Source organism: Pedobacter sp. KH_004 (genome assembly GCF_057840755.1).
In genome coordinates, this window is record NZ_CM174519.1 from 2,244,652 (window position 1) to 2,267,736 (window position 23,085).

The 23,085-nt window shown below is 37.7% G+C and carries 28 protein-coding genes; 12 read left to right on the forward strand and 16 right to left on the reverse strand.

The features are described from left to right. Positions 1-13 precede the first annotated feature (13 nt). Positions 14-709: a DUF421 domain-containing protein gene (locus tag AC3ITD_RS09555; protein ID WP_265800534.1), complete on the forward strand. Its 696-nt coding sequence runs from the start codon at positions 14-16 to the stop codon at positions 707-709. Positions 710-717: 8 nt separating this feature from the next. Here AC3ITD_RS09555 and AC3ITD_RS09560 read toward each other — a convergent pair whose 3' ends face one another. Then, positions 718-1,722, reverse strand: coding sequence for an LLM class flavin-dependent oxidoreductase (locus AC3ITD_RS09560; protein ID WP_489365992.1), 1,005 nt, complete (start codon positions 1,720-1,722; stop codon positions 718-720). 415 nt (positions 1,723-2,137) lie between these two features. Here AC3ITD_RS09560 and AC3ITD_RS09565 point away from each other — a divergent pair, with 415 nt between their 5' ends. Together AC3ITD_RS09565 and AC3ITD_RS09570 are read left to right on the forward strand one after the other, a co-directional pair. Then, the gene (locus tag AC3ITD_RS09565; RefSeq protein WP_056850159.1) at positions 2,138-2,662 is read left to right on the forward strand and encodes an RNA polymerase sigma factor; all 525 of its coding nucleotides are present in this window, start codon (positions 2,138-2,140) and stop codon (positions 2,660-2,662) included. A gap of 59 nt (positions 2,663-2,721) precedes the next feature. Then, entirely contained in the window at positions 2,722-3,945 is a 1,224-nt protein-coding gene (locus AC3ITD_RS09570) for an IS256 family transposase (RefSeq protein WP_489363466.1), read from the forward strand. Between the two features lie 92 nt (positions 3,946-4,037). On the opposite strand, the gene AC3ITD_RS09575 is transcribed toward AC3ITD_RS09570, so the two are convergent. After that, positions 4,038-4,238 carry a hypothetical protein gene (locus AC3ITD_RS09575; protein WP_489365995.1) on the reverse strand — a complete coding sequence of 67 codons (201 nt, stop codon included), beginning with the start codon at positions 4,236-4,238 and terminating at the stop codon, positions 4,038-4,040. A 304-nt stretch (positions 4,239-4,542) separates the two neighbouring features. On the opposite strand from AC3ITD_RS09575, the gene AC3ITD_RS09580 reads away from it, so the two are divergent. Next, positions 4,543-5,163 (forward strand): DUF4142 domain-containing protein, encoded by a 621-nt coding sequence (locus AC3ITD_RS09580; RefSeq protein WP_489365997.1) that lies wholly within the window; start codon positions 4,543-4,545, stop codon positions 5,161-5,163. Positions 5,164-5,171: 8 nt separating this feature from the next. Here the strand turns inward: AC3ITD_RS09580 and AC3ITD_RS09585 are convergent, their stop codons facing one another. Further along, positions 5,172-5,330 carry a hypothetical protein gene (locus AC3ITD_RS09585; protein WP_489365999.1) on the reverse strand — a complete coding sequence of 53 codons (159 nt, stop codon included), beginning with the start codon at positions 5,328-5,330 and terminating at the stop codon, positions 5,172-5,174. A 108-nt stretch (positions 5,331-5,438) separates the two neighbouring features. Here AC3ITD_RS09585 and AC3ITD_RS09590 point away from each other — a divergent pair, with 108 nt between their 5' ends. After that, positions 5,439-5,798 (forward strand): hypothetical protein, encoded by a 360-nt coding sequence (locus tag AC3ITD_RS09590; protein ID WP_489366001.1) that lies wholly within the window; start codon positions 5,439-5,441, stop codon positions 5,796-5,798. Positions 5,799-5,984: 186 nt separating this feature from the next. Here AC3ITD_RS09590 and AC3ITD_RS09595 read toward each other — a convergent pair whose 3' ends face one another. Beyond that, positions 5,985-6,266, reverse strand: coding sequence for a hypothetical protein (locus AC3ITD_RS09595; protein ID WP_463485992.1), 282 nt, complete (start codon positions 6,264-6,266; stop codon positions 5,985-5,987). A gap of 198 nt (positions 6,267-6,464) precedes the next feature. Between AC3ITD_RS09595 and AC3ITD_RS09600 the strand changes: the two genes are divergently transcribed. Beyond that, positions 6,465-6,830 (forward strand): response regulator transcription factor, encoded by a 366-nt coding sequence (locus AC3ITD_RS09600; protein ID WP_489366003.1) that lies wholly within the window; start codon positions 6,465-6,467, stop codon positions 6,828-6,830. 110 nt (positions 6,831-6,940) lie between these two features. Here the strand turns inward: AC3ITD_RS09600 and AC3ITD_RS09605 are convergent, their stop codons facing one another. Further along, the gene (locus AC3ITD_RS09605) at positions 6,941-7,591 is read right to left on the reverse strand and encodes a response regulator (RefSeq protein WP_056850165.1); all 651 of its coding nucleotides are present in this window, start codon (positions 7,589-7,591) and stop codon (positions 6,941-6,943) included. Between the two features lie 89 nt (positions 7,592-7,680). Further along, the gene (locus AC3ITD_RS09610) at positions 7,681-8,757 is read right to left on the reverse strand and encodes a PAS domain-containing sensor histidine kinase (protein WP_489366006.1); all 1,077 of its coding nucleotides are present in this window, start codon (positions 8,755-8,757) and stop codon (positions 7,681-7,683) included. A 215-nt stretch (positions 8,758-8,972) separates the two neighbouring features. Here AC3ITD_RS09610 and AC3ITD_RS09615 point away from each other — a divergent pair, with 215 nt between their 5' ends. Beyond that, positions 8,973-9,185: a DUF6965 family protein gene (locus tag AC3ITD_RS09615; RefSeq protein WP_231426863.1), complete on the forward strand. Its 213-nt coding sequence runs from the start codon at positions 8,973-8,975 to the stop codon at positions 9,183-9,185. Positions 9,186-9,188: 3 nt separating this feature from the next. Here AC3ITD_RS09615 and AC3ITD_RS09620 read toward each other — a convergent pair whose 3' ends face one another. After that, positions 9,189-9,467, reverse strand: coding sequence for an Rdx family protein (locus AC3ITD_RS09620; RefSeq protein WP_489366008.1), 279 nt, complete (start codon positions 9,465-9,467; stop codon positions 9,189-9,191). 149 nt (positions 9,468-9,616) lie between these two features. Here AC3ITD_RS09620 and pta point away from each other — a divergent pair, with 149 nt between their 5' ends. After that, positions 9,617-11,704: a phosphate acetyltransferase gene (gene pta, locus AC3ITD_RS09625; RefSeq protein ID WP_056850169.1), complete on the forward strand. Its 2,088-nt coding sequence runs from the start codon at positions 9,617-9,619 to the stop codon at positions 11,702-11,704. 10 nt (positions 11,705-11,714) lie between these two features. Further along, complete coding sequence (locus AC3ITD_RS09630) at positions 11,715-12,911, forward strand: acetate/propionate family kinase (RefSeq protein ID WP_489366010.1); 1,197 nt, start codon at positions 11,715-11,717, stop codon at positions 12,909-12,911. Positions 12,912-12,959: 48 nt separating this feature from the next. On the opposite strand, the gene AC3ITD_RS09635 is transcribed toward AC3ITD_RS09630, so the two are convergent. After that, positions 12,960-13,337, reverse strand: a complete 378-nt coding sequence (locus AC3ITD_RS09635; protein ID WP_489366012.1) for a VOC family protein — start codon at positions 13,335-13,337, stop codon at positions 12,960-12,962. Positions 13,338-13,383: 46 nt separating this feature from the next. After that, the gene (locus AC3ITD_RS09640) at positions 13,384-13,860 is read right to left on the reverse strand and encodes a DinB family protein (protein ID WP_489366014.1); all 477 of its coding nucleotides are present in this window, start codon (positions 13,858-13,860) and stop codon (positions 13,384-13,386) included. Between the two features lie 71 nt (positions 13,861-13,931). Between AC3ITD_RS09640 and AC3ITD_RS09645 the strand changes: the two genes are divergently transcribed. Continuing rightward, on the forward strand, positions 13,932-15,008 hold the full coding sequence (locus AC3ITD_RS09645; protein WP_489366016.1) for an aminotransferase class V-fold PLP-dependent enzyme: 1,077 nt from the start codon (positions 13,932-13,934) through the stop codon (positions 15,006-15,008). Here AC3ITD_RS09645 and egtD read toward each other — a convergent pair. From egtD to AC3ITD_RS09680, 7 genes are read right to left on the reverse strand one after another with little or no spacing between them, the layout of a single operon-like run. After that, entirely contained in the window at positions 15,005-15,979 is a 975-nt protein-coding gene (gene egtD / locus AC3ITD_RS09650) for an L-histidine N(alpha)-methyltransferase (protein WP_489366017.1), read from the reverse strand. The two genes, AC3ITD_RS09645 and egtD, sit on opposite strands and share 4 nt — an antisense overlap. A gap of 3 nt (positions 15,980-15,982) precedes the next feature. Further along, positions 15,983-17,131: an ergothioneine biosynthesis protein EgtB gene (gene egtB / locus AC3ITD_RS09655; protein WP_489366019.1), complete on the reverse strand. Its 1,149-nt coding sequence runs from the start codon at positions 17,129-17,131 to the stop codon at positions 15,983-15,985. Next, positions 17,128-18,702: an ABC transporter permease/substrate-binding protein gene (locus AC3ITD_RS09660; RefSeq protein WP_489366021.1), complete on the reverse strand. Its 1,575-nt coding sequence runs from the start codon at positions 18,700-18,702 to the stop codon at positions 17,128-17,130. Before AC3ITD_RS09660 ends, egtB begins: the two co-directional genes overlap by 4 nt. Continuing rightward, a complete protein-coding gene (locus AC3ITD_RS09665) occupies positions 18,695-19,648 on the reverse strand; it encodes an ABC transporter ATP-binding protein (protein ID WP_489366024.1) in 954 nt (317 codons plus the stop codon). The genes AC3ITD_RS09660 and AC3ITD_RS09665 overlap by 8 nt, the downstream gene beginning before the upstream one ends. After that, the gene (locus AC3ITD_RS09670; protein WP_489366026.1) at positions 19,641-21,023 is read right to left on the reverse strand and encodes a mercuric reductase; all 1,383 of its coding nucleotides are present in this window, start codon (positions 21,021-21,023) and stop codon (positions 19,641-19,643) included. The genes AC3ITD_RS09665 and AC3ITD_RS09670 overlap by 8 nt, the downstream gene beginning before the upstream one ends. Positions 21,024-21,082: 59 nt before the next feature. Further along, positions 21,083-21,499 carry a DUF805 domain-containing protein gene (locus AC3ITD_RS09675; RefSeq protein WP_463485977.1) on the reverse strand — a complete coding sequence of 139 codons (417 nt, stop codon included), beginning with the start codon at positions 21,497-21,499 and terminating at the stop codon, positions 21,083-21,085. Positions 21,500-21,553: 54 nt separating this feature from the next. Next, on the reverse strand, positions 21,554-21,958 hold the full coding sequence (locus AC3ITD_RS09680; RefSeq protein WP_489366028.1) for a DoxX family protein: 405 nt from the start codon (positions 21,956-21,958) through the stop codon (positions 21,554-21,556). Between the two features lie 157 nt (positions 21,959-22,115). Here AC3ITD_RS09680 and AC3ITD_RS09685 point away from each other — a divergent pair, with 157 nt between their 5' ends. Both AC3ITD_RS09685 and AC3ITD_RS09690 read left to right on the forward strand, forming a co-directional pair. Then, the gene (locus AC3ITD_RS09685) at positions 22,116-22,316 is read left to right on the forward strand and encodes a hypothetical protein (protein ID WP_489366030.1); all 201 of its coding nucleotides are present in this window, start codon (positions 22,116-22,118) and stop codon (positions 22,314-22,316) included. Between the two features lie 243 nt (positions 22,317-22,559). Then, positions 22,560-23,078, forward strand: coding sequence for an RNA polymerase sigma factor (locus AC3ITD_RS09690; protein WP_056850180.1), 519 nt, complete (start codon positions 22,560-22,562; stop codon positions 23,076-23,078). Positions 23,079-23,085: the final 7 nt, after the last annotated feature.

Consider the following 23,085-nt stretch of genomic DNA (forward strand, 5'->3'; position numbering starts at 1 on the left):
GCCGCATATTACTATGATCTTAAACATCGACTGGAAAAATTTCTTCATTGGAGAGGAGAACTGGGAGTTTATGTTAGAAATAGCACTCCGAACTTTTATTATGTATTTTATAATTTTAGTTGGGTTAAGGCTTTTAGGAAAACGTGGCGTAAGGCAGCTTTCCGTTTTTGAACTGGTAGTGATTATCAGTTTAGGTTCTGCTGCCGGAGATCCGATGTTTTATAAAGAGGTTGGGCTATTGATCCCTGTAATCATATTTTTTATTATTGTTGGCGCTTATCGGCTCACCACATTTTTAACTGCAAAAAGCGAAAAACTAGATGATCTGATAGAAGGCAAACCTGTTTATCTAATCAAAAACGGGCAGTTCAATATTGAAGAGTTTAAGAAAGAAACACTTGCACAAGATGAGTTTTTCTCAGAACTGAGGCAGCAGAGCATTTCCCATTTAGGGCAAATAGATACTGCTATCCTTGAAACATCTGGTACACTGAGCGTATTCTTTTACACAGATGATCAAGTAAAACCTGGCTTGCCCATCTTGCCAGAGTTATTTGCTAAAAAAACCAAAATACTTCAACCAAATACCAACTATGCCTGTACATTTTGTGGACATGTAGCAACAGTGAATGAAGAGTCAACCTTTCTTTGCCCAAATTGTAACCATGAGGAATGGGCAGTTGCGCTGCATAATTGCAGGATTAAATAACATCAAGTTTATTCAAAAATACTGGCGAACAATTTGTTTGAATAAAGCTTCGCCTGATGATCGTAAATATGAGAAGTACTCATAATTTCATTCACTCCGAATTTGGAAACAAATGCGGCTAAGTTTAATTTAATGGTCTCTTTACTGCCAATAAAAGAATAATATAACATTTGCTCAACAGCTTCTTTTTCCAGCTGATCCCAAATGGCATTGATATTTTCTACAGGTGGCTTAAGTCGCTCTCTCCTACCTGTGATCACACCTAAAAACATTTTTTTAACCGAACTCGATAAGAATTCAGCCTGCTCATCTGTATCGGCCGCAACCACATTAACGCAAGCGATAACATAAGGTTCGGCAAGAAAAGCAGAAGGTTTAAAATTATTTTTATAAATAGCCACTGCCTGTTCAAATAATGCTGGTGCAAAATGACTGGCAAAAGCGTAAGGTAATCCTTTCTCTGCTGCTAATCTTGCACTATCGGTACTAGAGCCTAATACCCAAATTGGAATATCGAGTCCTTCGCCTGGAATGGCACGAACTTTTGAATGAAGATTATCGGCAGAGAACAGTTGCTGTAATCGCTCAATATCTTTTGGAAAGTTATGTGCAGCATGCATATTTTCTCCTCTAATCGCCATTGCAGTAATTTGATCCGTTCCTGGTGCTCTGCCCAATCCTAAATCTATTCGATTTGGATAAAGTGAAGCCAGCGTTCCAAATTGCTCTGCTACAATTAACGGAGAATGATTCGGCAACATAATCCCACCCGAACCTACACGAATAGTTTTGGTACCTCCGGCAATAAAACCTATCAATACCGCTGTTGCCGAACTTGCTACGCCTGCCATATTGTGGTGTTCGGCAAACCAATAACGGGTATAGCCAAGAGCTTCTGATTGTTGGGCAATTTCTAAACTTGTTTTAAACGTATCGGCTGCAGTATAGCCATCTAATACGGTTGCTAAATCGAGAACGGAATAAGGAATATGTTTTAATGAAGTGATATTCATGTGCGCTTTTTGTAATTAAAGCACAAAAATATCTTTAAAAAACATGGCTTGCATCTTCTCAATTGTTATATGACCTTCAAGATACAAATGCGTCATTTAACAGGAAATGTAGGTAAGTAGTATACATTGAAGGCAACAAATTGTGTATTTTTTCATCAGTTTTTGTAGTGTGCTATAGTCACCATGAAAGTTATCATCTTGTATATCAAATCCTTTACAATAACTGATTTTCCAGTATTTATCCAATTAAAAGTACTTGTAATGGAACTAGTGGTAGTGTAATGCAAATAAGCTATTATTAATAAAAATGCATTTAGCGAAATCATCATGAGTAGTTATACGCGAATAAATAACAGTTAATGTTAGCGGTATGAAGTTTGTCCGTTGATAGACAATCACCTTAAAACATTATCCCATGAATAAAACAGAATTTAGCAGCATTGTTAATAGCAATGCAAGCTCGCTCCGCTCTCATGCGTTACAATTTACCAAAGACCTGGACGACGCCAATGATCTTGTTCAAGATACATTGATGAAAGCTATCCGGTTTTTTCACAAATTTGAGGAAGGATCGAATTTAAAAGGCTGGCTCTTCGTAATCATGCGTAATACTTTTATCAATGATTATCGTAAAACAGCTAAGAAAAATGCACTGATTACCACAGAGGAAGAAATCACGTATGCAAATTTAAGTCATAGCGCAACCAGAAATGTGGCTGAGAACAAGTTTATGATGAACGATATTCAAGGTGCATTGGATAGATTGCCAAAAGCTTACCGCGATCCATTTGTGCGCTACTTCGAAGGTTACAAATACCATGAAATAGCAGAAGAATTGGGTTTACCCATCGGTACTGTAAAAACACATATCCATCAGGCCAGAATTGAATTAAAGAAAAACCTCAAAAATTACAAAACAGACGCCTACTACAGGCCATAATGAGAATGTAAAATAAACTGTGTCAAAAGTTAAATTACTAACTTTAGATACAGTTTATTATGACGAGAGAAGAACAGCTCGCTTATGAGTTAATGAAACAAAAAGCCCTTGAGCAATTGCGTTCGGGTAAATCCTTGTATGGCAAAGATGGTGCATTCGCTCCTTTGCTTAAAAGTTTTCTTGATTCTGCCCTTGAGGCAGAAATGGAAACCCACCTTGACGAGAATGAGCGTTTTTCAGGTAACCGGAAAAATGGTAAGACCTCGAAGGACATCAAAACCTCCGTTGGGACAATCTCAATTCAGACTCCCCGCGATAGAAACTCCACTTTTGAGCCTGAGATCGTCCGTAAAAGGGAGACCATTCTGGCTGAGAGCCTGGAGAGTAAGATCATCGGCATGTATGGTCTTGGGATGAGCCTTCGGGATATTTCGAGGCATATTAAGGATATGTATGATACTGATATCAGTCATACAACACTTTCCGCTATTACCGATAAGATCATACCCGAGGTAAAGGAATGGCAATCTAGGCCTCTTGAAGAGCTCTACACAATCGTTTGGCTTGACGCTATGCATTACAAAGTAAAAGAAGATCACCGAATGGTTTCACATGCTGTCTACAATATACTTGGAATAAACCGTCACGGACATAAAGAACTTTTAGGAATGTACGTTTCTCAGAGCGAGGGTGCCAATTTTTGGCTGAGCGTAATTACCGATTTGCAGAACCGGGGAGTTAAGGATATTCTAATCGCCTGCATTGATAACCTGAATGGATTTCCACAGGCAATCAATGCCGTTTACCCGCAAACGGAAATACAAACATGCATTGTTCACCAGATACGGAATAGTTTAAAATATGTTGCATCAAAAGATCAAAAGGCCTTCATGAAAGATTTGAGGCCTGTCTATCAAGCTGAAACCCTTGAGCTGGCAGAGCTGAGGCTAGATGAGCTCGATGAGAAATGGGGCAAGAAATATGAAAAGGTACTGGAGTCCTGGAGAAGAAACTGGTCCAAACTCACCGCCTATTTTCGATATGATGCTGCAATCAGAAAACTCATTTACACCACAAATACTATTGAGGGATTTCACCGACAGGTTCGAAAAGTCACCAAAACAAAGGGTGCATTTACTTCAGATATGGCGTTGCTGAAATTGATCTATCTGGCGCAAAAGAACATTAGCCAGAAATGGACTATGCCTCTGAGCAATTGGGCTACAACTGCTCAGAAACTTGCCATTTGGTTTCCTGATAGAATGATATTAGATTTGAACTAGATTTTTTTGAGAAGCATTATTTTAGATTGACACAGTTTGTTTTACATACCCGCCATAATACAAAACCCCGATTGAAAATCGGGGTTTTGTATTTAGGTTGATTTTTCATCTGCATCAGCATCAGAACCACTTTGATCCGTGCTAACATCTCCTAACTGGTTAAAATCACCATTCGCATCATAAGCTTTATCAGCATCACTGCCATCTAACTCCTCATTGGGTATCACTCCTAACTTATCTTTTTTGTCTTCATCCTTTTCTTGATGATTCTTTCTTTGATTGTCCGTGTTCATAAGCTTGATATTTCTTATTAAACAATCAATCTAATAGCTAAAAGTTTGAAGTTTTTAATTTTTGTTAGCTGTAATCTTATCTTCCTGTTCGTTTTAAAACATTATCGCAGAGCAACAAGCAGCTTAATCAGTGTTAATTATTTTTGTCTAACGGCAGTTCCTTTGCTTTCAATAAGAACTAGCATCAATGCTTTAGCTTTAGTCAACACAGTCGATACCAATCAATTTCTATTTTCGGCAGCAACCATTTTCAAATTCTCAAAACTTTAAAATACTAATGGTGTTGATTTTTTAAAGGATTAACATGAGAGATACCCATTATATACTAGCGGCATTGTGTTTTACAGTTTTAGCAAGCTGTACAAGTTCAGAAAATAAATCCGAGAGCGGTCAAAAACTAGCTTCTGATACTATAGTTGCCGATACCGGAATTAGCCAGATTAGCAAATCAATCACGTTAGACAGTACCGAAACAAAGTTTTTAAAGAATGTTGCAGTAAGTAATTTAACAACAATCGAATTCGCAAATAAGATGATTCAACTGGGAGCGAAACCTAATCTAATTTCATTGGCGAAAGAACTAGTTTCCGATCATAAAGCCTATCAGGTTTCATTGGAAAACTTAGCGAAGAAGAAAGGCTATCAATTGCCAAAAACGCTTCCTCAAACCCCAATTCAAAATGTAAAAAAACTAGAGACTTATGAAAAGGAAGATAGAAATGAATATTTTCTTCAGTCGGTTATCGAAGAATATCAAAAGACAATAGATCGTTTTGGACAGGCAACAACTTCCAAAGATGCAGACATAGCAGCCTTCGCAACACTTACTAAGCCTAAGTGGGAAGTTACATATGGACAAAGTAAGAAACTTGAGAAAGAGCTAAGAGCGCAGAAAACAGGGCAAGGAAATGACCCAAGGCAATAAAATACTCCTTAACGATTTTTAAAAATCATGCTCATTTCTGGAAAGCCTTTTTTCAAAGCAGGCTGAATAAAGGAGAAAATTACTGCCAATACAAATGCTGCTAAAATACAATAGAAACTAGCTTTGGAGCTAAATTCCATTTGATCAGGTCTTCTGCCTTGTTCCATGTTAAATCAAGAATAAATTATAGGGATAGTAGATCAAAGACAATTAAAACCAGAGAATGTTTTACAAACAGAAAAATATTCTAATATTATATTAATACTAAGTTAATAATGATGACAAAACGCAATACACACAAACCCTACAATCTCCTCATTGATGGCCTTAGTGCAATAGGCATGGGATTAGGAATTTATTTGCCGCGACCAACGATAGAAAAAAGAATAGCGAAAAGTGTAAATTTAGCTGATTCAAGCATTAATAAAACGCTATCACATTCGCCTGAGAGAGCATTTTCCAGTCCGCTAACTTTCGAGCTGGCTGGTTTAGGTGGAATAGCGGTTTATCGCTTCTACCAAGGCTTGAAAAAAAGCAAAAAAGCAAATATTGTGGAAGGATTTTTTCTAACCTCTATATTGGCGGCAGCCATAATTTACCAGGCTAGCTTGCCGAAAAATCGATCAGTAAAATAGACTAGATACTGAAGAAATATCATCAATTCGATTTCTCTATGATAGAAGAAATAGTTACTAAGTAATGCCCAGCTTAACTGGGCATTGCCATAGTGCCAAGGAAATTTCGGGAGCATTGCAACTCCCGTTTCACTTAAACTATTCTTTTTATTGAAACAGAGAATTATTGATGGGATTCTCTATTCGCTAGGCACTTTCGATAGTAGAATACCAATTAATAGGATGAGATCGAAGACTCATTCCGTCGCGTTCTACGTGGTATAAAATGATTGGAATGGAAAAATCGATCATCCTTTCTACCTTCTTTGATAGTCGCCCCAAAAAGTCTATACTTGAGATGCCTTCTTTCAAGTGAACGTAAATCACTGTTGGTGTTTTAAATTCGAAACGATCAATCATTCCTGGCCATTCGTTCCTAATACGATTGAGGAAATTAGGAATTTTAATGTACTCTAAATTTCTTTCCATAATTAAGAATTTGATTGTCTTAAAATAGCAAATCTATCCCGCTTTACCTAGAAAACTCTACATCTCCACAACTTTTTTACAAAGGCTTTTGCTCATTAGAACGCCATTAAAAACCTATTAAACGTAATTTTTAACGTATTTATTCGGGTTCGTTTGAACTGTGAATGGTTAACTTTATCGTTTTAACCAGTTAAGTTTATGCACAATCGAATTTTGGTATTGGATGACGACCCCTCTAATGGAGATGTGCTCTGCATGTTTTTAGAACAAGAAGGTTACCAAACTAAGTGCATTTATTCAGCATTGAACATTTTCGAAATCATAAATACTTTCAATCCTCATATTCTCTTTTTAGATATTCATTTAGGTGCCGATGACGGGAGATTATTATGCAATAAAATTAAAGATCGGTTAGGCGCCAAAAAGTTACCCATCATATTAATTTCTGCGATGTTGCCCAATCAAATCGATACGATCCAATCGAAAGCAGATGGTATAATTTATAAGCCATTTGAAATTGATGAAGTAATTGCTACAGCCAAAAAATTCACTCAAAACCAATAAACGTTTGATTTGATAGAGGGCTAACAGACTAACCCCTAAAAGTATTAGTACGCGATAATATACTCATTTTGAAAAAGGCCAAATTTCCGTTCGAAAATTTGGCCTTTTGATTAGATAGCGTAGCCGTTCAGAATAGAAAAACGTACTAAAGCTGCCGTATTTTTGCAACCTGTTCTATCAATTAACGCTTGCCTTAAACCTTCAACTGTTCTTCTACTCAGAAAGAGTTTATCAGCCATTTCCTGATTGGTCATTCCCTCGCCTATCAACTTTAAAACACTTAATTCCCTTTCTGAAAACTGAAGACGATGATTTTGCTCAGGAGACAACATAACTAGCTGACTATTATACCTTTCCAATATAGAAATACATAAACTCGACGAGATATATTTATGCCCTTTCATTACATGTTGAAGGCAAAACATCAATTCATCGGCACCTACACTTTTTAATAAATAGCCGTTCGCTCCAGCTAAAAAAGCGTTAGATGGATATTTTTCATCCTCCAGCACACTAAGCAATACAATTTTTAGGTTTTTAGATTTCTTTTTTACCAGCGGAATCATTTCGATACCGTCCATTTCGGGCATCATTACGTCCGATAAAATGATATCAGCCTGAATGCCAGTATCAATTAAATTAAGTAGTTCTCTTCCATTGGCAACATCGGCTACAACTTCAACCGATTCGTATTTATCCATAAGTGCGGTAAGCGACTCACGCATCAAGTGATGGTCATCTACCAGGATTATTTTGATCATAAACCAAATATAATTGAAGGAAATTGATTCAGAAAATGAGGCATTTCGCTTAGTAGCGAATATGGCTCGAAAAGCAGCGATTCAAGTATTTATTTGGGTAATTCTACAAAAAAAGTGGTCCCTTTTCCCGTTTCAGTCTCGAACCAAATTCGTCCGTTGTGCAACTTTACAATGTTGTAAATAATGCCCATTCCTAAGCCACCAGAATCCCGGCCAACCAAGCCAGCCCGAAAGCCTCGCTCTGCCCTTTCAAACAAATCTGCCCTCATGTTTTCCGGTATTCCCCTGCCATTATCATAAACTGAAATCACTACCGCATTCCCTACATCATTTACGGTTACGCCAATGGTACCATTTTCATCGGTAAACTTTATCGAATTAGAAATTAAATTGTTAATTACCTGTAGAAATTTCATTCCATCAATCGATAGGTAAATTTTATCCTGGTTGCTGCTAAACTTAAAATTACGAACATTGCTCAACCTTGATCGTCTATAATAACGTAAGGCATCTTTTAGCTCCCACACCAATTCCAACCTGTCTTTATTAACTTCTATGATGTTGCTCTTTATAAATTCGTGATTGATAACGCTCCGCACTAATCGCGTATTTCGATCACACATATCTACAATAAAGCTTAATGACTTTTGAAGATTTTTATCACCAATTTTAGCTACATCTTTCTCCATCGATGATGCGGTTAACTTCATCATGCCAAGAGGTTCCTTTAAATCATGTGATAAAACTTCGAGTGTAATATTTTTCCTGTAATTGATTTGATCAACAAGCAACTTATTATGACGTTCTACAGTGATATCTTCTGCTATTCCACAAATAATTATTTCCTCATTTTTAATTGGATACAAACTCACTTTTACATATTTCTCTCTGGAATTTTCAAAACCTAGTCGAAATTCATATTTCTTAGGCTCCATGTCTTCCAAACATTCTTCGTAACAGGAAATAACATGTTCTACATCATCACTGTAAACTTTGCCTAGAAATAATTTTGGTTTCTGCAGAAGAGATTCTTTATCGACTTCCCAAATATGGGCCAATGCAGTATTAATGTAAATAAAATCTTCAGTTTGCAAATTGTAGATGAAGTATCCATCATTAGCACTTTCCCCAATTTTATAAAATAATTCAGTACTTATCTCCTTCATTTGGTGGTGTATTAATTAGGCATCAAAAGCAATTCATGAACACCAAATAATGCGATATGGTTTTATTTATTTTATTAACGGCGTTTTAAGGCTATATGATAGCTTTTGAAAACTTGGCCGTAAAAATAAAAGGTATTGAGTGATAGCTAAATAATAAAATGAACCAGTTATATTGAAATCTATTAAATTTTCATTTGTAACTTAGTGGCATGACAATGCAGGAGCTCCAGGAACTAGAAGATTTTTTTACAAAAGCAGGAAAACAACCTGTGCCTATTTTTTTGAACCAAGCAACAGAGATTACAGATTACGATCATTTTTTGCAAAGTCATTTCCAGCCGTTAAAGGCCAACCTCACATCTAAAGTAAATCAGCCGCTTATTTATAGGCTTAAGACCCTTAAATTGATTATCGAATCGAATGCTTAGCAATTATTTACGATCGGTATGTCCTAAATCCTTATCCGGACTTACATGATCTCGAACTAATTTTTTCAGTTCCTTGATTTCCGGAAAACGTTCCATTACGCTTCGATCAAAAATGATTTGGCTATCAATAGTGATGGTAAATTTACCACCCGCTTCGATTGGAACTAGCATCACGCCCCTAATTTCATCTGTAAAAGTGTTCAAAATTTCTTGCGCCATATAGGCCGATCGCAACATCCATCCGCATTTCGGGCAATATTCAATGGTGATTGTAGGTTTCATTTTACCAATATATCAATATCTTTTTGTTAGCCTTTTTAATTTCAAATTTTCAGCTGCAAATAGGTCGGCTACTTTTTTAATATAGATTTAAAAAATTTCCAACTATATTGGCAAAAGTTAGTTATTCTAATTAGCCTTATCCTTTTTTTATGACGAAGAACATCTTTATAGCATCTGCAGAGCCTTATACCGGAAAATCAGTGATTGCATTTGGAATGATAAACATGCTGCTGGCTAAAACGCAAAAAGTAGGTTATTTTAAGCCAATCATTGCTCAAGAAGATCCAAATCAAAAAGACGAACACGTAGAAGCAATGCTTGATTACTTCGCATTACCGATTCGTTACGAAGATGCTTTTGCCTTTACCCGACAAGATATGCTTCACCAGGCTGAAGATAGCGGCACAATTATCAATACGATCATCAGTAAATATAAAAAATTAGAGGATAATTATGATTTCACTGTAATAGAAGGAAGCGATTTTTTAGGCGAAGGCAGCGCCTTTGAATTTGAATCGAATGCGTTGATGGCCAAAAATCTGGGTGCTCCTGTCTTGATTGTAGTATCTGGAAAGGGAAAAACGGCAAGTCAGTTATTTAAAAGCGCCATCAATATTTACCGCAACTTTTTGTTAAGAGATGTGCAGGTTTTGGGTGTGGTGGCCAATATGGTTAACCCTGAAGAAGCAGAACGTATTAAACAGGCCTTAACCAATCAATTACCGCCAGAATTATTAATAGCAGTAATTCCCATCGAAAGTGGTTTACAAAGCCCAACTATGAAAGAAATTGCGGCTGCGCTTGATGCTGATATTTTATTCGGTGCAGATTTGCTCGATAATCAGGTTGATAATTTTGTAACCGGTGCGATGATGCTGCCAAACTTTTTAAGGCACATTAAAGATAATCTGCTTATTGTAACCCCTGGTGACCGGGGCGATATTATCATCGGATCGTTGCAAGCCAATTTATCCGCTAACTACCCTAAAATTGCCGGAATTGTACTTACAGCAGGAAGTTTACCCGATGAACCAATGATTAAGCTTATCGAAGGTTTACAAACCATTATTCCAATTATTGCGGTTCAAAAGGGAACGTTTGAAACCACTACAACTATTGGCTCTATTCATTCTAAAATCACGATAGATAACAAGAAAAAAATTGAGTTAGCCATAGATATTTTTGAAAAACATGTCGATTTAAAAGCGCTTGATGATAAAATTATCACATTCAGTTATCAGGGTATCACCCCGCACATGTTTCAATACCAACTGGTAAAATGGGCCAAAAGAGAAAAGAAACACATTGTTCTTCCCGAAGGAAATGATGAGCGAATTCTGAAAGCAGTTGAGAAATTGATTGCGCAAGATATTGTTGACATTACTTTGTTGGGCGATCCATTGGAGATTAGTAATTCTATTAAACGACTTGGCTTAAACCTAGACCTGAACACCATTCATATCCACAATCCTGCGCTTTCCGAGCAATACGATTCTTATGTGGAAACCTTGCACGAGTTAAGAAAGGCAAAAAATGTAAATCTGGAAATGGCTCGGGATATGATGACAGATGTTTCTTATTTCGGAACGATGATGGTTTATAAGGGCGATGCCGATGGAATGGTTTCTGGCGCAGTGCACACCACTCAACACACCATCCGCCCGGCCTTGCAGTTTGTTAAAACGAGACCAGGAGTTTCTGTTGTTTCATCAATATTTTTTATGTGTTTACCCGAACGAGTAGCCATTTTTGGCGATTGCGCTGTAAACCCCAATCCAACCGCACAACAACTAGCAGAAATTGCTATTTCATCAGCAGAAAGTAGCGCAAAATTTGGCATTGAACCGAGAATTGCTATGCTGTCCTATTCATCCGGCACTTCTGGGGAAGGTGAAGATGTAGAACGCGTAAGAGAAGCTACCGCAATTGTTAGGGAAAGATATCCTGAGCTTAAAATCGAAGGACCGATCCAATATGATGCCGCTGTAGATCCTATAGTTGGTAAGCAAAAAATGCCGAATTCGGAAGTTGCAGGCCGGGCAAGTGTTTTGATCTTCCCGGATTTAAATACAGGGAACAACACCTACAAAGCTGTACAACGCGAAACTGGCGCATTAGCCATTGGTCCAATGTTGCAGGGATTAAATAAACCTATTAACGACCTCAGTCGGGGTTGTACTGTTGATGATATTTTTAATACGGTAGTGATTACCGCGATACAATGTCAAGACCTATAAAAAAAATAAAATGAATATTTTAGTGATAAATTCTGGGAGCAGTTCTCTTAAGTATCAACTTTTTAAAATGCCTGTGCAGGCGCCAATTTGTAGTGGATTGGTTGAACGCATTGGCATTGAAGGCTCTTATATTAAACATACGGTTTACGCAGGCGGAGAGAAATTTGTAACCGAAAAAAATGGTTTCATTGCCGATCACAGCGAAGGTTTGAATCAAGTTTTAGCTTTGCTAAGCGAGGGCGAAAGAGCGGTTATTGCTAGTCCAGATGATATTGCTGCCGTTGGCCACCGTGTGGTACATGGAGGTGAACACTTTTCGGGACCTACCTTAATAACAGAGGAAGTGAAGGCGCAGATTAGAAAGCTTTTTTCTCTGGCCCCACTCCATAATCCTGTTAATTTGAAATGCATAGAAGTTGCAGAACAAACATTTACAAAAGCTAAACAAATTGCAGTTTTTGATACTGCCTTTCACCAAACCATTCCACAGGAAGCATTTAGGTATGCCATTCCAAACCGGTACTACAAGGAACATGGAATTCGTGTGTATGGATTTCACGGAACCAGCCACAAGTATGTGAGTGAGCAAGCAATTAAATGGCTGGATCAAAAAGATTCCAAAATCATCACCATCCATCTGGGAAATGGCTGCAGCATGACTGCCGTTCAAAATGGAAAATCGATAGATACCAGCATGGGTTTTGGCCCTTTAAGTGGATTAATGATGGGTACGCGTTCTGGCGATATCGACCCTTCGGTGATTTTTCATTTAATAGAGCATGCGGGTTATAGCCTCGATCAGTTGAGTACATTGTTTAATAAACAGTCGGGATTATTAGGCGTAGGCGGTTCGAGCGATATGCGTGACATTGGAAAGCTGGCTGCTGAAGGTAGTGGTGGTGCAATTTTAGCACTCCAGCTTTATGCTTACCGAATTAAAAAATTTATCGGTGCTTATGCAGCAATTTTAAATGGCCTTGATGCTGTCGTATTTACAGCCGGTGTTGGAGAAAACGACAAATTAATGCGTGCTTCCGTTTGCGATGAGCTGAATTTTCTCGGTATTGAAATGGATGCCGAGAGTAACTTAAACTATTCGGGCGGAATTGCAGATGTAAGTACCAACGAATCCCGAGTAAAAATTCTGGTGATCCCAACCAATGAAGAATACGAAATTGCCTACCAATGTTACGGGCTATTGGCCTAATTAAAAATTCATCAATCAGCTCCTTTCAGCTGATTGATGAATTCAATTTTACCCCTCCAAAACCGATAGAATATTTCCTGATGGATCTTTGAACCAGGCAATCTTCGGTCCTTGCTCGCCTCTCGAGATGCCCTTTTCATCAGTTTTAAGATATTCTGAATCGTATTGTTCGAATTTTATTCCTTTAGAAATCAATTCATCTACAGCTTTATGAATATTGTTCACAGGAAAGTTTAATACAGTAAAAGTTGCCGGTTGATGATTATCTTTTGGGTAGAGCATGATGTTTTCATTCCCTTCCAGTGCCAACTCCAAAAGGCCCATCTCTCCTACTTTGGTTTTCAAACCAATTGACTCATAAAATGCTTTTGCCTCTTCAATGTTCTTTACAGAGAATAAACTAAATGCTTTGCTTGTTTGTAACATGATGATATAAAAATTAGTAAAACAATATTTGGGGCGCTTGTATCAGTTAACTCTTCCAGGCACCGATTAATCTTCTTATTACTACTATTTCTGCAGTGTGATAAGCATTATGATCAGCAATTTGCAGCGCTTCGCGAAGTAGTGTTTGTCCCTGCCCATGCGGAATTTGGAGATAAAGATCTTTCGATTTCATCAATGAGATAAACTCTTTTAGGTCAGTTTCTATACTGGCGATGGTTTTAATCCAGACTTCTTCGCTTTCTGGAGCAACCTCTTCCGGCCAATACTGCTCAGGCCATTTCGGAGACTGATGATTGCCATCTTTACTAAATTCAAGCATATCCCATTGAGCTATACGGATATGCTCTGCCAATTGCCAGATGCTGTAAGGTAGGAGATCAGGCTTTTTTGAAACCTGCTCAATCGTTAAATCTGCAAGTGCTTCTTTCAAACCTACATGCGCTCCTCCGCCACTCAATAATTTTTTAAGTTCGTTAATTAAAATTGAAGTATGATTTTCCATTTGGTTACGGTATAGAAGAATTAACAAAATAGAAAGCTTATGGTTTGGGTAGTTATTTTCTGTTACTTTTGATGATGAACTTTCAAGATTTATTTCCGGTTTTAAATCACAGCACCTACCTAAATACTGCTTATTCTGGCATTCTAAGCCAACCGCTATTAGAATGGCGCAACAAACACGATGTTGAGTATCTAAATGAAGGAAGCAATTTTAGGGTAAAACAGGCTACGATAATCAAATATTTGAGAAAGAAACTTGCTGAAATTTACCAGGCAGAAAATATCTTTTTAACCCCAAACTTTTCTTTTGGATTTAATACCTTACTGAATGGGCTAGATCAAAACCATCGATTTTTGCTTCTAAAAGAAGATTATCCTTCTCTTGCCTATCCGGTAAAAACTTTAGGTTTTGAATTTACAGAGGTTGATATTGATGTTAACTTGGAGCAGAATATTATTAAAGCAATTGAAGATTTTAAACCTACCGCATTTGCATTCAGTATGGTGCAGTATATTAGCGGTTATAAATTATCAGAAGATTTTATCAAGAAAATCAAGCAAACCTATCCGCAGATTTTGTTGATGGCCGATGGAACCCAGTTTTGTGGCACAACCCCATTTAACTTTAAACAATCAGGCTTAGATGCACTCATTTCGAGTGGCTATAAATGGTTACTTTCTGGATTTGGAAATGGATTCACTTTGTTATCAGAACAATTAATTGGCGAACTCTATCAAGATAGAGTGAATAAAAAACTTCCAACAGCGCCATTTTTAAATGGAAAAAGTCATTTGGATATGTGTTTTGAACCTGGCCATTTAGATACCTTAAATTTCGGCTCGCTTTATCACAGCCTTAACTTCTTACAATCTACCGGGTTTGAGCACATCGAAAAAAGCAACCAACTCCTTTGCCAAAAGGCAAGATTAAAATTTTTTAATAGAGGTTTACTCCCAGTTTGGATGACAGAAAGAGAAAGCCAATCAACCATTATCAGCTTACCTTTGGAAGAAAAATTAGTCCAAAAACTGGCTGAAGCTAACATTCTATGTTCAGCAAGGGGCGCCGGAACGAGATTTTCGTTCCATTTTTATAATACTGAGGATGATTTACAGAAACTGCTTGATGTGATTGATGGAAAAAGTTAATCTACTTTCCAAACGGCATCTGTAAAATATTTCTGATGATCGAAAAAACGATGTATTGGGTTGAAGCCAGATTTTTTAGCCAACGCATCCACATCTTCAAGAGAATATTTTTGTGAGATCTCCATGTAGATAAATTCATTTGCGTCGAAGTGAATGGTTTCATCGCCTACGTTTACCCACTGCTCTTGCAAACTGATTAAATAACTTTTGCAAGCTCCGGTTTCTGGATCGTATGATGCGTAATGATCGAACTTTGAAACATCGAAATCACCATCTAATTCATTATTTATCCGATCCAGAAGATTCAAATTGAACGAACGCGTAATCCCCGCAGAATCATTATAGGCTGCCAAAATCTGTTTCGGATTTTTCTTTAAATCAAATCCGATAATCAGCAAATCATTTGGGGAAAGCTCATTCCGTAAATCATTGCAAAACTGTTCGGCGTCGCTTAAGTCCATATTACCGATATTGGCTCCCATAAATAAAACCACTTTCCGGAGACTCGAAATTTCCTTTGCTTTTTTAAGCATCTTAAAGTAATCGCCATTAAGTCCCTCCATTTTCAACTGAGGAAGTTTTTTAGGTAGATTTTCTTCCAGATCGTTGATTACATGCGTTGAAATATCAATAGGAAAATAAGTAAAATTAAGCTGTTGTTTTAACAAGGCATTTAATAGATGAATAGATTTGGTCGCATCGCCAGCGCCAAGCTCAATCAAATCAAAGGGTTGATCATCAACAACAATAAATCTCCCTAATTCTGAAGATTGTTGCTCCATAATCTCCATCTCTGCATCAGTAAGATAGTATTCATCCATATCCATGATTTGCTGAAATATGCGGTCGCCTTTTTCATCATAGAAATATTTGGAGCTTAAAAACTTAGGTTTACTTTGCAATCCTTGTAAAACATCAGTTAAAAATGATGTACCAACTGACGCAATCTGATTGGTAATAATAGAATCCATAGGTTACTTTGCTAATCTTATGCCTGTAAATTGCCACCTTAAATGTGGATGAAAAAAATTGCGGTAAGTGCTGCGTTCATGTCCTAGAGGTGTAGCAACCGATGCACCACGAAGCACTTTTTGGTTTACCATAAATTTGCCATTATACTCTCCAAGCGCACCTTGCGCTTTACTAAAACCTGGATACGGCAAATAAGCACTTTCAGTCCACTCCCATCTTGCCCCCCAAGTCAATTGCTGTGCTGCTATTTCCCACTCAAATTCAGTAGGCAAACGCAAACCCTTCCAACTGGCAAAGGCATAAGCTTCGTAATAACTTACATGCGTTACAGGCGCTTTGAGGTCGATCGATTGCAAGCCATTAAGCGTGTAAACAAACCAGGCATCATCCGTCTTGCTCCAGTACATGGGTGCTACAATTTGATTGTTGTTTACCCAATCCCAACCTTCCGCATGCCACAGGCTAAAATTTTTATAACCACCAGCCTCAATAAAATCCAAATATTCTCCGTTAGTTACCAAAGCAGTACTTATTGCGAAATTCTGAAGATATACTTTGTGTCTCGATAGTTCATTATCAAAGCAAAAGCCATTACCGCTGTATCCAACTTCATAAACGCCTTCCGGAACACCTATCATTTGTGTTTCAGATGCCGGTAAGCTTTTATCTTTCCAATTTATATCGTAAACTGGAAACAACGGATTATTACCTAAAATATATTTGATATCAGTTAGCAGGAGTTCCTGATGTTGTTGCTCATGATTGAAACCCAAATGCAGCAATTCTGTTAACTTCTCATCTACAGGGCAAGAAAGTAATTTAGCCATGGCTTCATCTACATAAGCACGATATTGATAAACTTCGTTCACACTTGGCCGGCTTAAATTACCACGATCGGTACGGATTACCCTTGCGCCAACGGTTTCATAATAGCTGTTAAAAACGTAATTATAATCTGGATTAAACTCTTGGTATTCTGGCGAAAAGGGTTTCAAAATAAAGGTTTCGAAAAACCAGGTGGTATGGCCCAAATGCCATTTTGGAGGGCTAACGTCAACTATCGGTTGAACTACATAATCCTCCGTTTGCAGAGGCTCACATATTTCTTCAGAATGCTTTCTAATTAGCAAGTATTCTTCGCTTAAATTCATTTGTTGTTGTCTAGATATTGCTTCAGATCTGTGATAGAATAAACACCAAGTTCTTTTGATTGTTTTCGGCGCATCATTAAAGCATAAGAATTATTAAAACCAATTGGAGTTAACCATTTAATTCCGAATTTCTTGATGAATTCATCTTTAACGTAGTTGTAGGTTTTATCTTTATCATGAGCAATTTTCCTTGCAAAATCTGCATCTGGTTGTAGCAAAACCAACAATCCGGTTCCTGTATATTCAGGATAAAAATCTATCTGATCGTTAACCAATGCATCGAAGCAAATTTTTGTGCCGCCCAAACCCGTTTTAGTAGCCACCTGATAATTGGTATTTCCCTGAATAAGCATTTTATACATTTCTGCTAAAATGTACTGTTCGCCGAAAATTTTAGAACCAATGCGTACCGTTTCTCCCTTACCATTTAGCGCCGACTTATACAACTTCTGACTTTCCAGAAACTCCTTTGCAACCCGCTCAGGACTTTGGTGTAGCTGATCCGTTTTGTAATTAAGATCAGTCATTATAGAATCGTTAATTTTGCCTTCAAGAAGATTTAGTGTTTTTTCTAATTCAGGAAACTTTTTTAGGGAAGATGTTCTAACAATTGGTGCTGCATAATAAGGTGGAAAAATACCTTTGTCATCCTTTAAGATGATTAGGTCGAATGCCTTCAATCTTCCATCGGTAGAATATCCGCTAATTACATCCAATTCCTTCTCAAAAGCAGCTTTGTACATTACCGCATCACTAATTACAATCGTATGGATTTTTAAACCGTAAACGGATTTCAACCCTAAATCGCCATCTTGCCTACCCATAAACTCTGGCGTAAAACCAGCAGTCAGCGAACTTCCGTAAGCTTTCGGCAGCAAATAAAAGCCACCCAAAATTAAAATCACAATAGGAAGAATGATCAATACCCGCTTTAGTTTCTTGATATTGAGGTTTTGAAGGAGCGCCAGTAAAGCATCTAATAAAATGGCCAACACTGCTGCCGGGATTGCACCAGCGAGAATCATGTTGGTATTGTTCAATGATATTCCCCCGAAAATAAATTCACCCAAACCACCCGCAGCGATGTAGGATGCCAGCGTTGCGACCCCCACATTGATGACGGTAGCGGTTCGTATTCCAGCTAAAATTACAGGCATGGCTATCGGAAGCTCTACTTTAAACAGAATTTGTTTCGCACTCATTCCCATCGCCTTCGCAGCCTCACGTACATTGGCATCTATGCCAACAATGCCCGTATAAGTGTTTCGGATAATGGGCAAAAGCGCATAGATGAGCAACGCAACAATAGCGGGCTTCGCACCAATTCCTAATAATGGAATCATAAATCCCAATAAGGCAATGCTCGGAATAGTTTGCAAAACACCTGCAAAAGCTAAAACCGACCCTGATAAGTTGCGCTTTCTGGCTATTGAAATGCCCAAAGGCAAACCAACCAAAACCGCAAAAAACAGCGAAATAAATGTTAAACCTAAATGTTGGAGGGTTTGATTGAACAGCTTATCTGACTGTTCGGCCATGAATTGCCACAGGCTTTGCTGGTTCTCATTCATGGCGATTCCTTTTTTGATATAAACTAAATGCCGCTGTTAATTTATCGAAATCAATATTTTTATAACTACCAGATTGATTTTTAACCTCAATACTGTTTTGCATTTGCAGCTTTCCCATTGTATCCCATACGCTTTCGGTAGATGGAATAGCGGTGGGTGTTTGTGTCTCAGATGATGGTAAAAAATCCCATAAATCATCTAATGAAACAGCTTTAAAGGCTAATGATAACTTTTCGCCTGCCAAAAAATCCTTTGCAAACTTATTTACGGGCTTAAAAAGTAACTCTTTTGGTGTTCCAATCTGGATAACTTTACCTTTATCCATTAAACAAATGCGGTCTGCAAGCTCAAAAGCTTCATGAATATCATGCGTCACCATCACCATTGTTTTCCGTTTAAGTTCTTCCAGAGCCTTAAATTCTTTTCTGATGCTGGTTCGGGTTACATTATCCAGAGCGCCAAAGGGTTCATCCATCAATAATATAGATGGATCGGTTACCAATGCCCTGGCTAAGCCAACGCGTTGTTGCTGTCCACCGCTTAATGCATTTGGAAACATAGATAAATACTGTTCTGATAGATGGAGCTTTTCCAAAATTTCCTGAGTTCTTAATATCGTTTTTTTATTATCCCAGCCCAGAAGTTTGGGTACAATGGCAATGTTTTCTGCCACCGTGTAATGTGGAAACAAGCCATTATTCTGCAACACGTAACCAATGCTTCGACGCAAAATCTCTGGTTTTTCTCCCGCAATATTTTTGCCGTTAATGTTTATCTGTCCCGAATCTGGTGCAATCAGTCGATTTATCATTTTAAGGGTAGTTGTCTTGCCACAACCACTTGTGCCCAGAAGAATCAAGCTTTCTCCTGGCAATACGTCAAAAGAAATCTTTTTAACGGCTTCATTGCCGCCAAAACTTTTACTTATTCCATTAACACTAATCATCCAATTTCATAAAAAGATTGTTCAATGATTCTGTATAAGTTGGGTGAGCAAAAATGCCATATCGAATTTTATCATAGGTAATACCGCCTTGCATAGCCATTTGCAAAACCGACATAATTTCGCCCCCATCCGCAGCAATTACTGTAGCTCCTAAAATGTTCTTGGTTTTAGCATCAACCACGGCTTTCATCAAACCAAATGTTTCTCCGGTTTCAATACCTCGGGCAACATTAGCCATTGGCAACACGGCAACTTTATAATTTAAACCTCGCTCCTTTGCTTCGTTTTCCGAAATTCCTATCCTTGCCATTTGCGGATCAGTAAACATGCAATACGGAACCGGCCGTCCCTTTGTAGAAAGGTTTTCCTTTTTCACCAGGTTTTGGTAAATGATTACATGGTCGTTATAAGCAATATGTGTAAATGCCGGACCGCCGTTAACATCGCCCAAAGCATAAATACCTTTAACATTAGTCTCTAACTTCGTATTCACAGCGACATGACCTTTCTCATTGGTTTTTACCCCACAATAGTTTAGACCCAGATTTTCGGTTTGTGGTTTTCTACCGGCCGCAACCAGTATATGAGTACAATTAATGCTTTTATTTTCTGATTTTTGCTTTAGACTAATTGTTAACCCACTTTTCACTTTCTTAATTTCAGACACTTCTACCGAAGTCAAGAACTTAATGTCTTCGTTCCCTAAAACTTTGCAAATTTCATCAGAAACATCATGATCTTCTCTTGCTAAAACATGGGATGATTTTTCGAGAATAGTTACTTTGCTGCCAAAGCGGCTAAACATTTGGCCAAACTCCAAACCAATATAATTGCCACCAATGATAACAAGATGCTCTGGAATTTCAGTTAAATCTAATATAGAAGTTGAAGTGAGATATTCCACTTCATTCAAACCTTTAATATCTGGAATTACCGTACTCGCACCGGTATTGATGAAAATTAAATCTGCTGATAAGTTTTCGCTTCCTCCATCATTCATTTCCACTTTGAGTTCCTTTTTCCCTGTGAAAGTAGCGGCACCCATATATAGCTTCAAACCCTTCGTTGATTCAATTCCTTTTTGAGCTGACTCTTGAAATAGTTTTACAATTCCGTCTTTCCGCTTTTTTATTTCTTTAAGATCAACTTTAATATCTCCAATTACAACACCAAGTTTTCCGGCATTTTTGGCTTGGAATGCCGCCCGGGCTGAGGCAATCATTGTTTTTGTTGGTGTACAACCGTCGTTAATACAGGTACCACCCACAATTCTTTTTTCAACAAGCGCAGTTTTCATTCCTGCATTTGCTAATTTTTTAGCAAGCGGAATTCCCGCCTGTCCGGCTCCAATGATAATGACGTCGTAGTGTTTCATGTTAAGTTATTACAGCAGTAAAACGAGGAAAGCGGTTCATTGTTTGAACGGCTTCGCCTTTAGCTGGTAAATGAATCTTCACTTTTAGAAAGAAATGGATCTGGAGTGGTTTGCTGTTCAGCAAAGGTTCCTGTTTTAACATCATAACCAAAAGGATCTACATTGGGTTCATTGCCTTCACCTTTGGGGTTGTCGCCGTATTCGTTAGCGCCGTAATCACCAGCACTAAACAGCATTACGAAAATATAAAATGGGATAAGCAAATACCAACCAGAATTGCCTAAATCATGACATCTTTTCGCTCCCTGCGAGATTAAAATAAAAACCGGCAAAAGAACAAATATACCTGCCCATTCCATTCCTGGGCTTTCAGCCAGAGCGCTAATGATAAAAAGACACAGCCAATAGGCAAGAAAAGTAATGCAGTATTCGGTACGGCGAATTCGACCGTAAAAAGAGAAAATGTCTTTAAACATGGAGCGTGAGTTTTATTTTCAAAGTAAGATTGAAAATAAAAATATTCATCGACATTACAAAGCCGCTAACCGCTTTTGTTTTGTACCTTTTATTGCCCAAAAAATAAGTACAGGTTGAAAAAATAATCGCATCAACCGTTTTTGATCAGTATCTAAACCAAAGCCATCACGTTTGTTTAAGTATTGAGAAACATTACCGGGAAAAACTGCAACAAATAACGAGGCAGCTAAAATGCCAACTGTACTTCTGTATTTTACTGGAGCAAAAACCAGTGCGGTTCCCATTGCAATTTCAACTAAGCCCGAATAAATAACAGTGTCATCCTTTTTCAGCGGAACCCAATCTGGTACTTGTGCCTGAAATTCTTTCCGGGCAAAAGTTAAATGACCAACGCCGGCAATAATCAGTCCGGTGCCTAACATGATCCTGGCGATATTTTTAGCAGTATTGTTTTTCATCTTTCCATAACAAACTCCTGTCGCAAAGGTTTCTAAGTTAAACTTATTGATAAAAAAAGTTCGATGCTATAAGCCTGTTGTTTATTAATATTTATCTAAAACTTTTTGTCCTGATGTCTTGTTATCATCCGGAAATTAGCCACTCAATACATACCAAATGATCAAAATAAATAACGACCAAGACTACAAGAAAGTTATAGCAAGACTTAAACAACTCTCAGAAAACACCAATATCCAGTCGATATTTTTATCATCAGAGCTAAATGATCTTCGAAAAATGGCTATAGCTTACGAATATAAAAGATACGATTTAACAGCCATTGAAAATAATCATCAACAGCTTTCAGCTACAGGTTAATTCCAAGTATTTACCATTCCTTGCTTCTACTTTTACTTGCGTCAATGCAGCTTCTAAACCAATAAATAGAGAATCAGTTGTATTAACCACAAAATTTAACCGTATTTATTACGTAATTAATATCAATACGGCTGTTTCTGGTACCAAGTTGCAAACCATGTTCTAGCATTCATGTTATAATATTTGATAAAGAAAATTATCAATCATGTGATTGATAAAGATATTTAACCAAATCCCTATAATATGGATCAAATAGAATTTAGCCACAATGCCGATCGGCATGCTACATCCCTATATTCGCATGCGATACGTTTTACCAAAGATGAAGACGAAGCCAAAGATCTGGTTCAAGACACGCTGATGAAGGGCATTAGATTCTGTCATAATTTTGACGAAGGCACCAATATTAAAGGTTGGCTATACGTAATCATGCGGAATACTTTTATCAATAATTACAGAAAAGACCAGAAAAGGAACGAACTAATTACGACAGAAGAAGATATTTCGAGCGCACATTTACTAAAAAGTGCTTCTAAAAACGCATCTGAAGGGAAGTTTATCATGGGTGATATTCAAAAAGCACTCGCCAGTATTCCACAAAATTACAGCATTCCTTTCCAACGTTACTTTGAGGGATATAAATACCACGAAATCGCAGAAGAGTTAGGGATACCTATCGGAACGGTGAAGACCCACATCCATCAGGCACGTATAGAACTAAAAAAGTACTTGAAAAATTATAAAGGAAGTTATGGCATCTGATACCCTT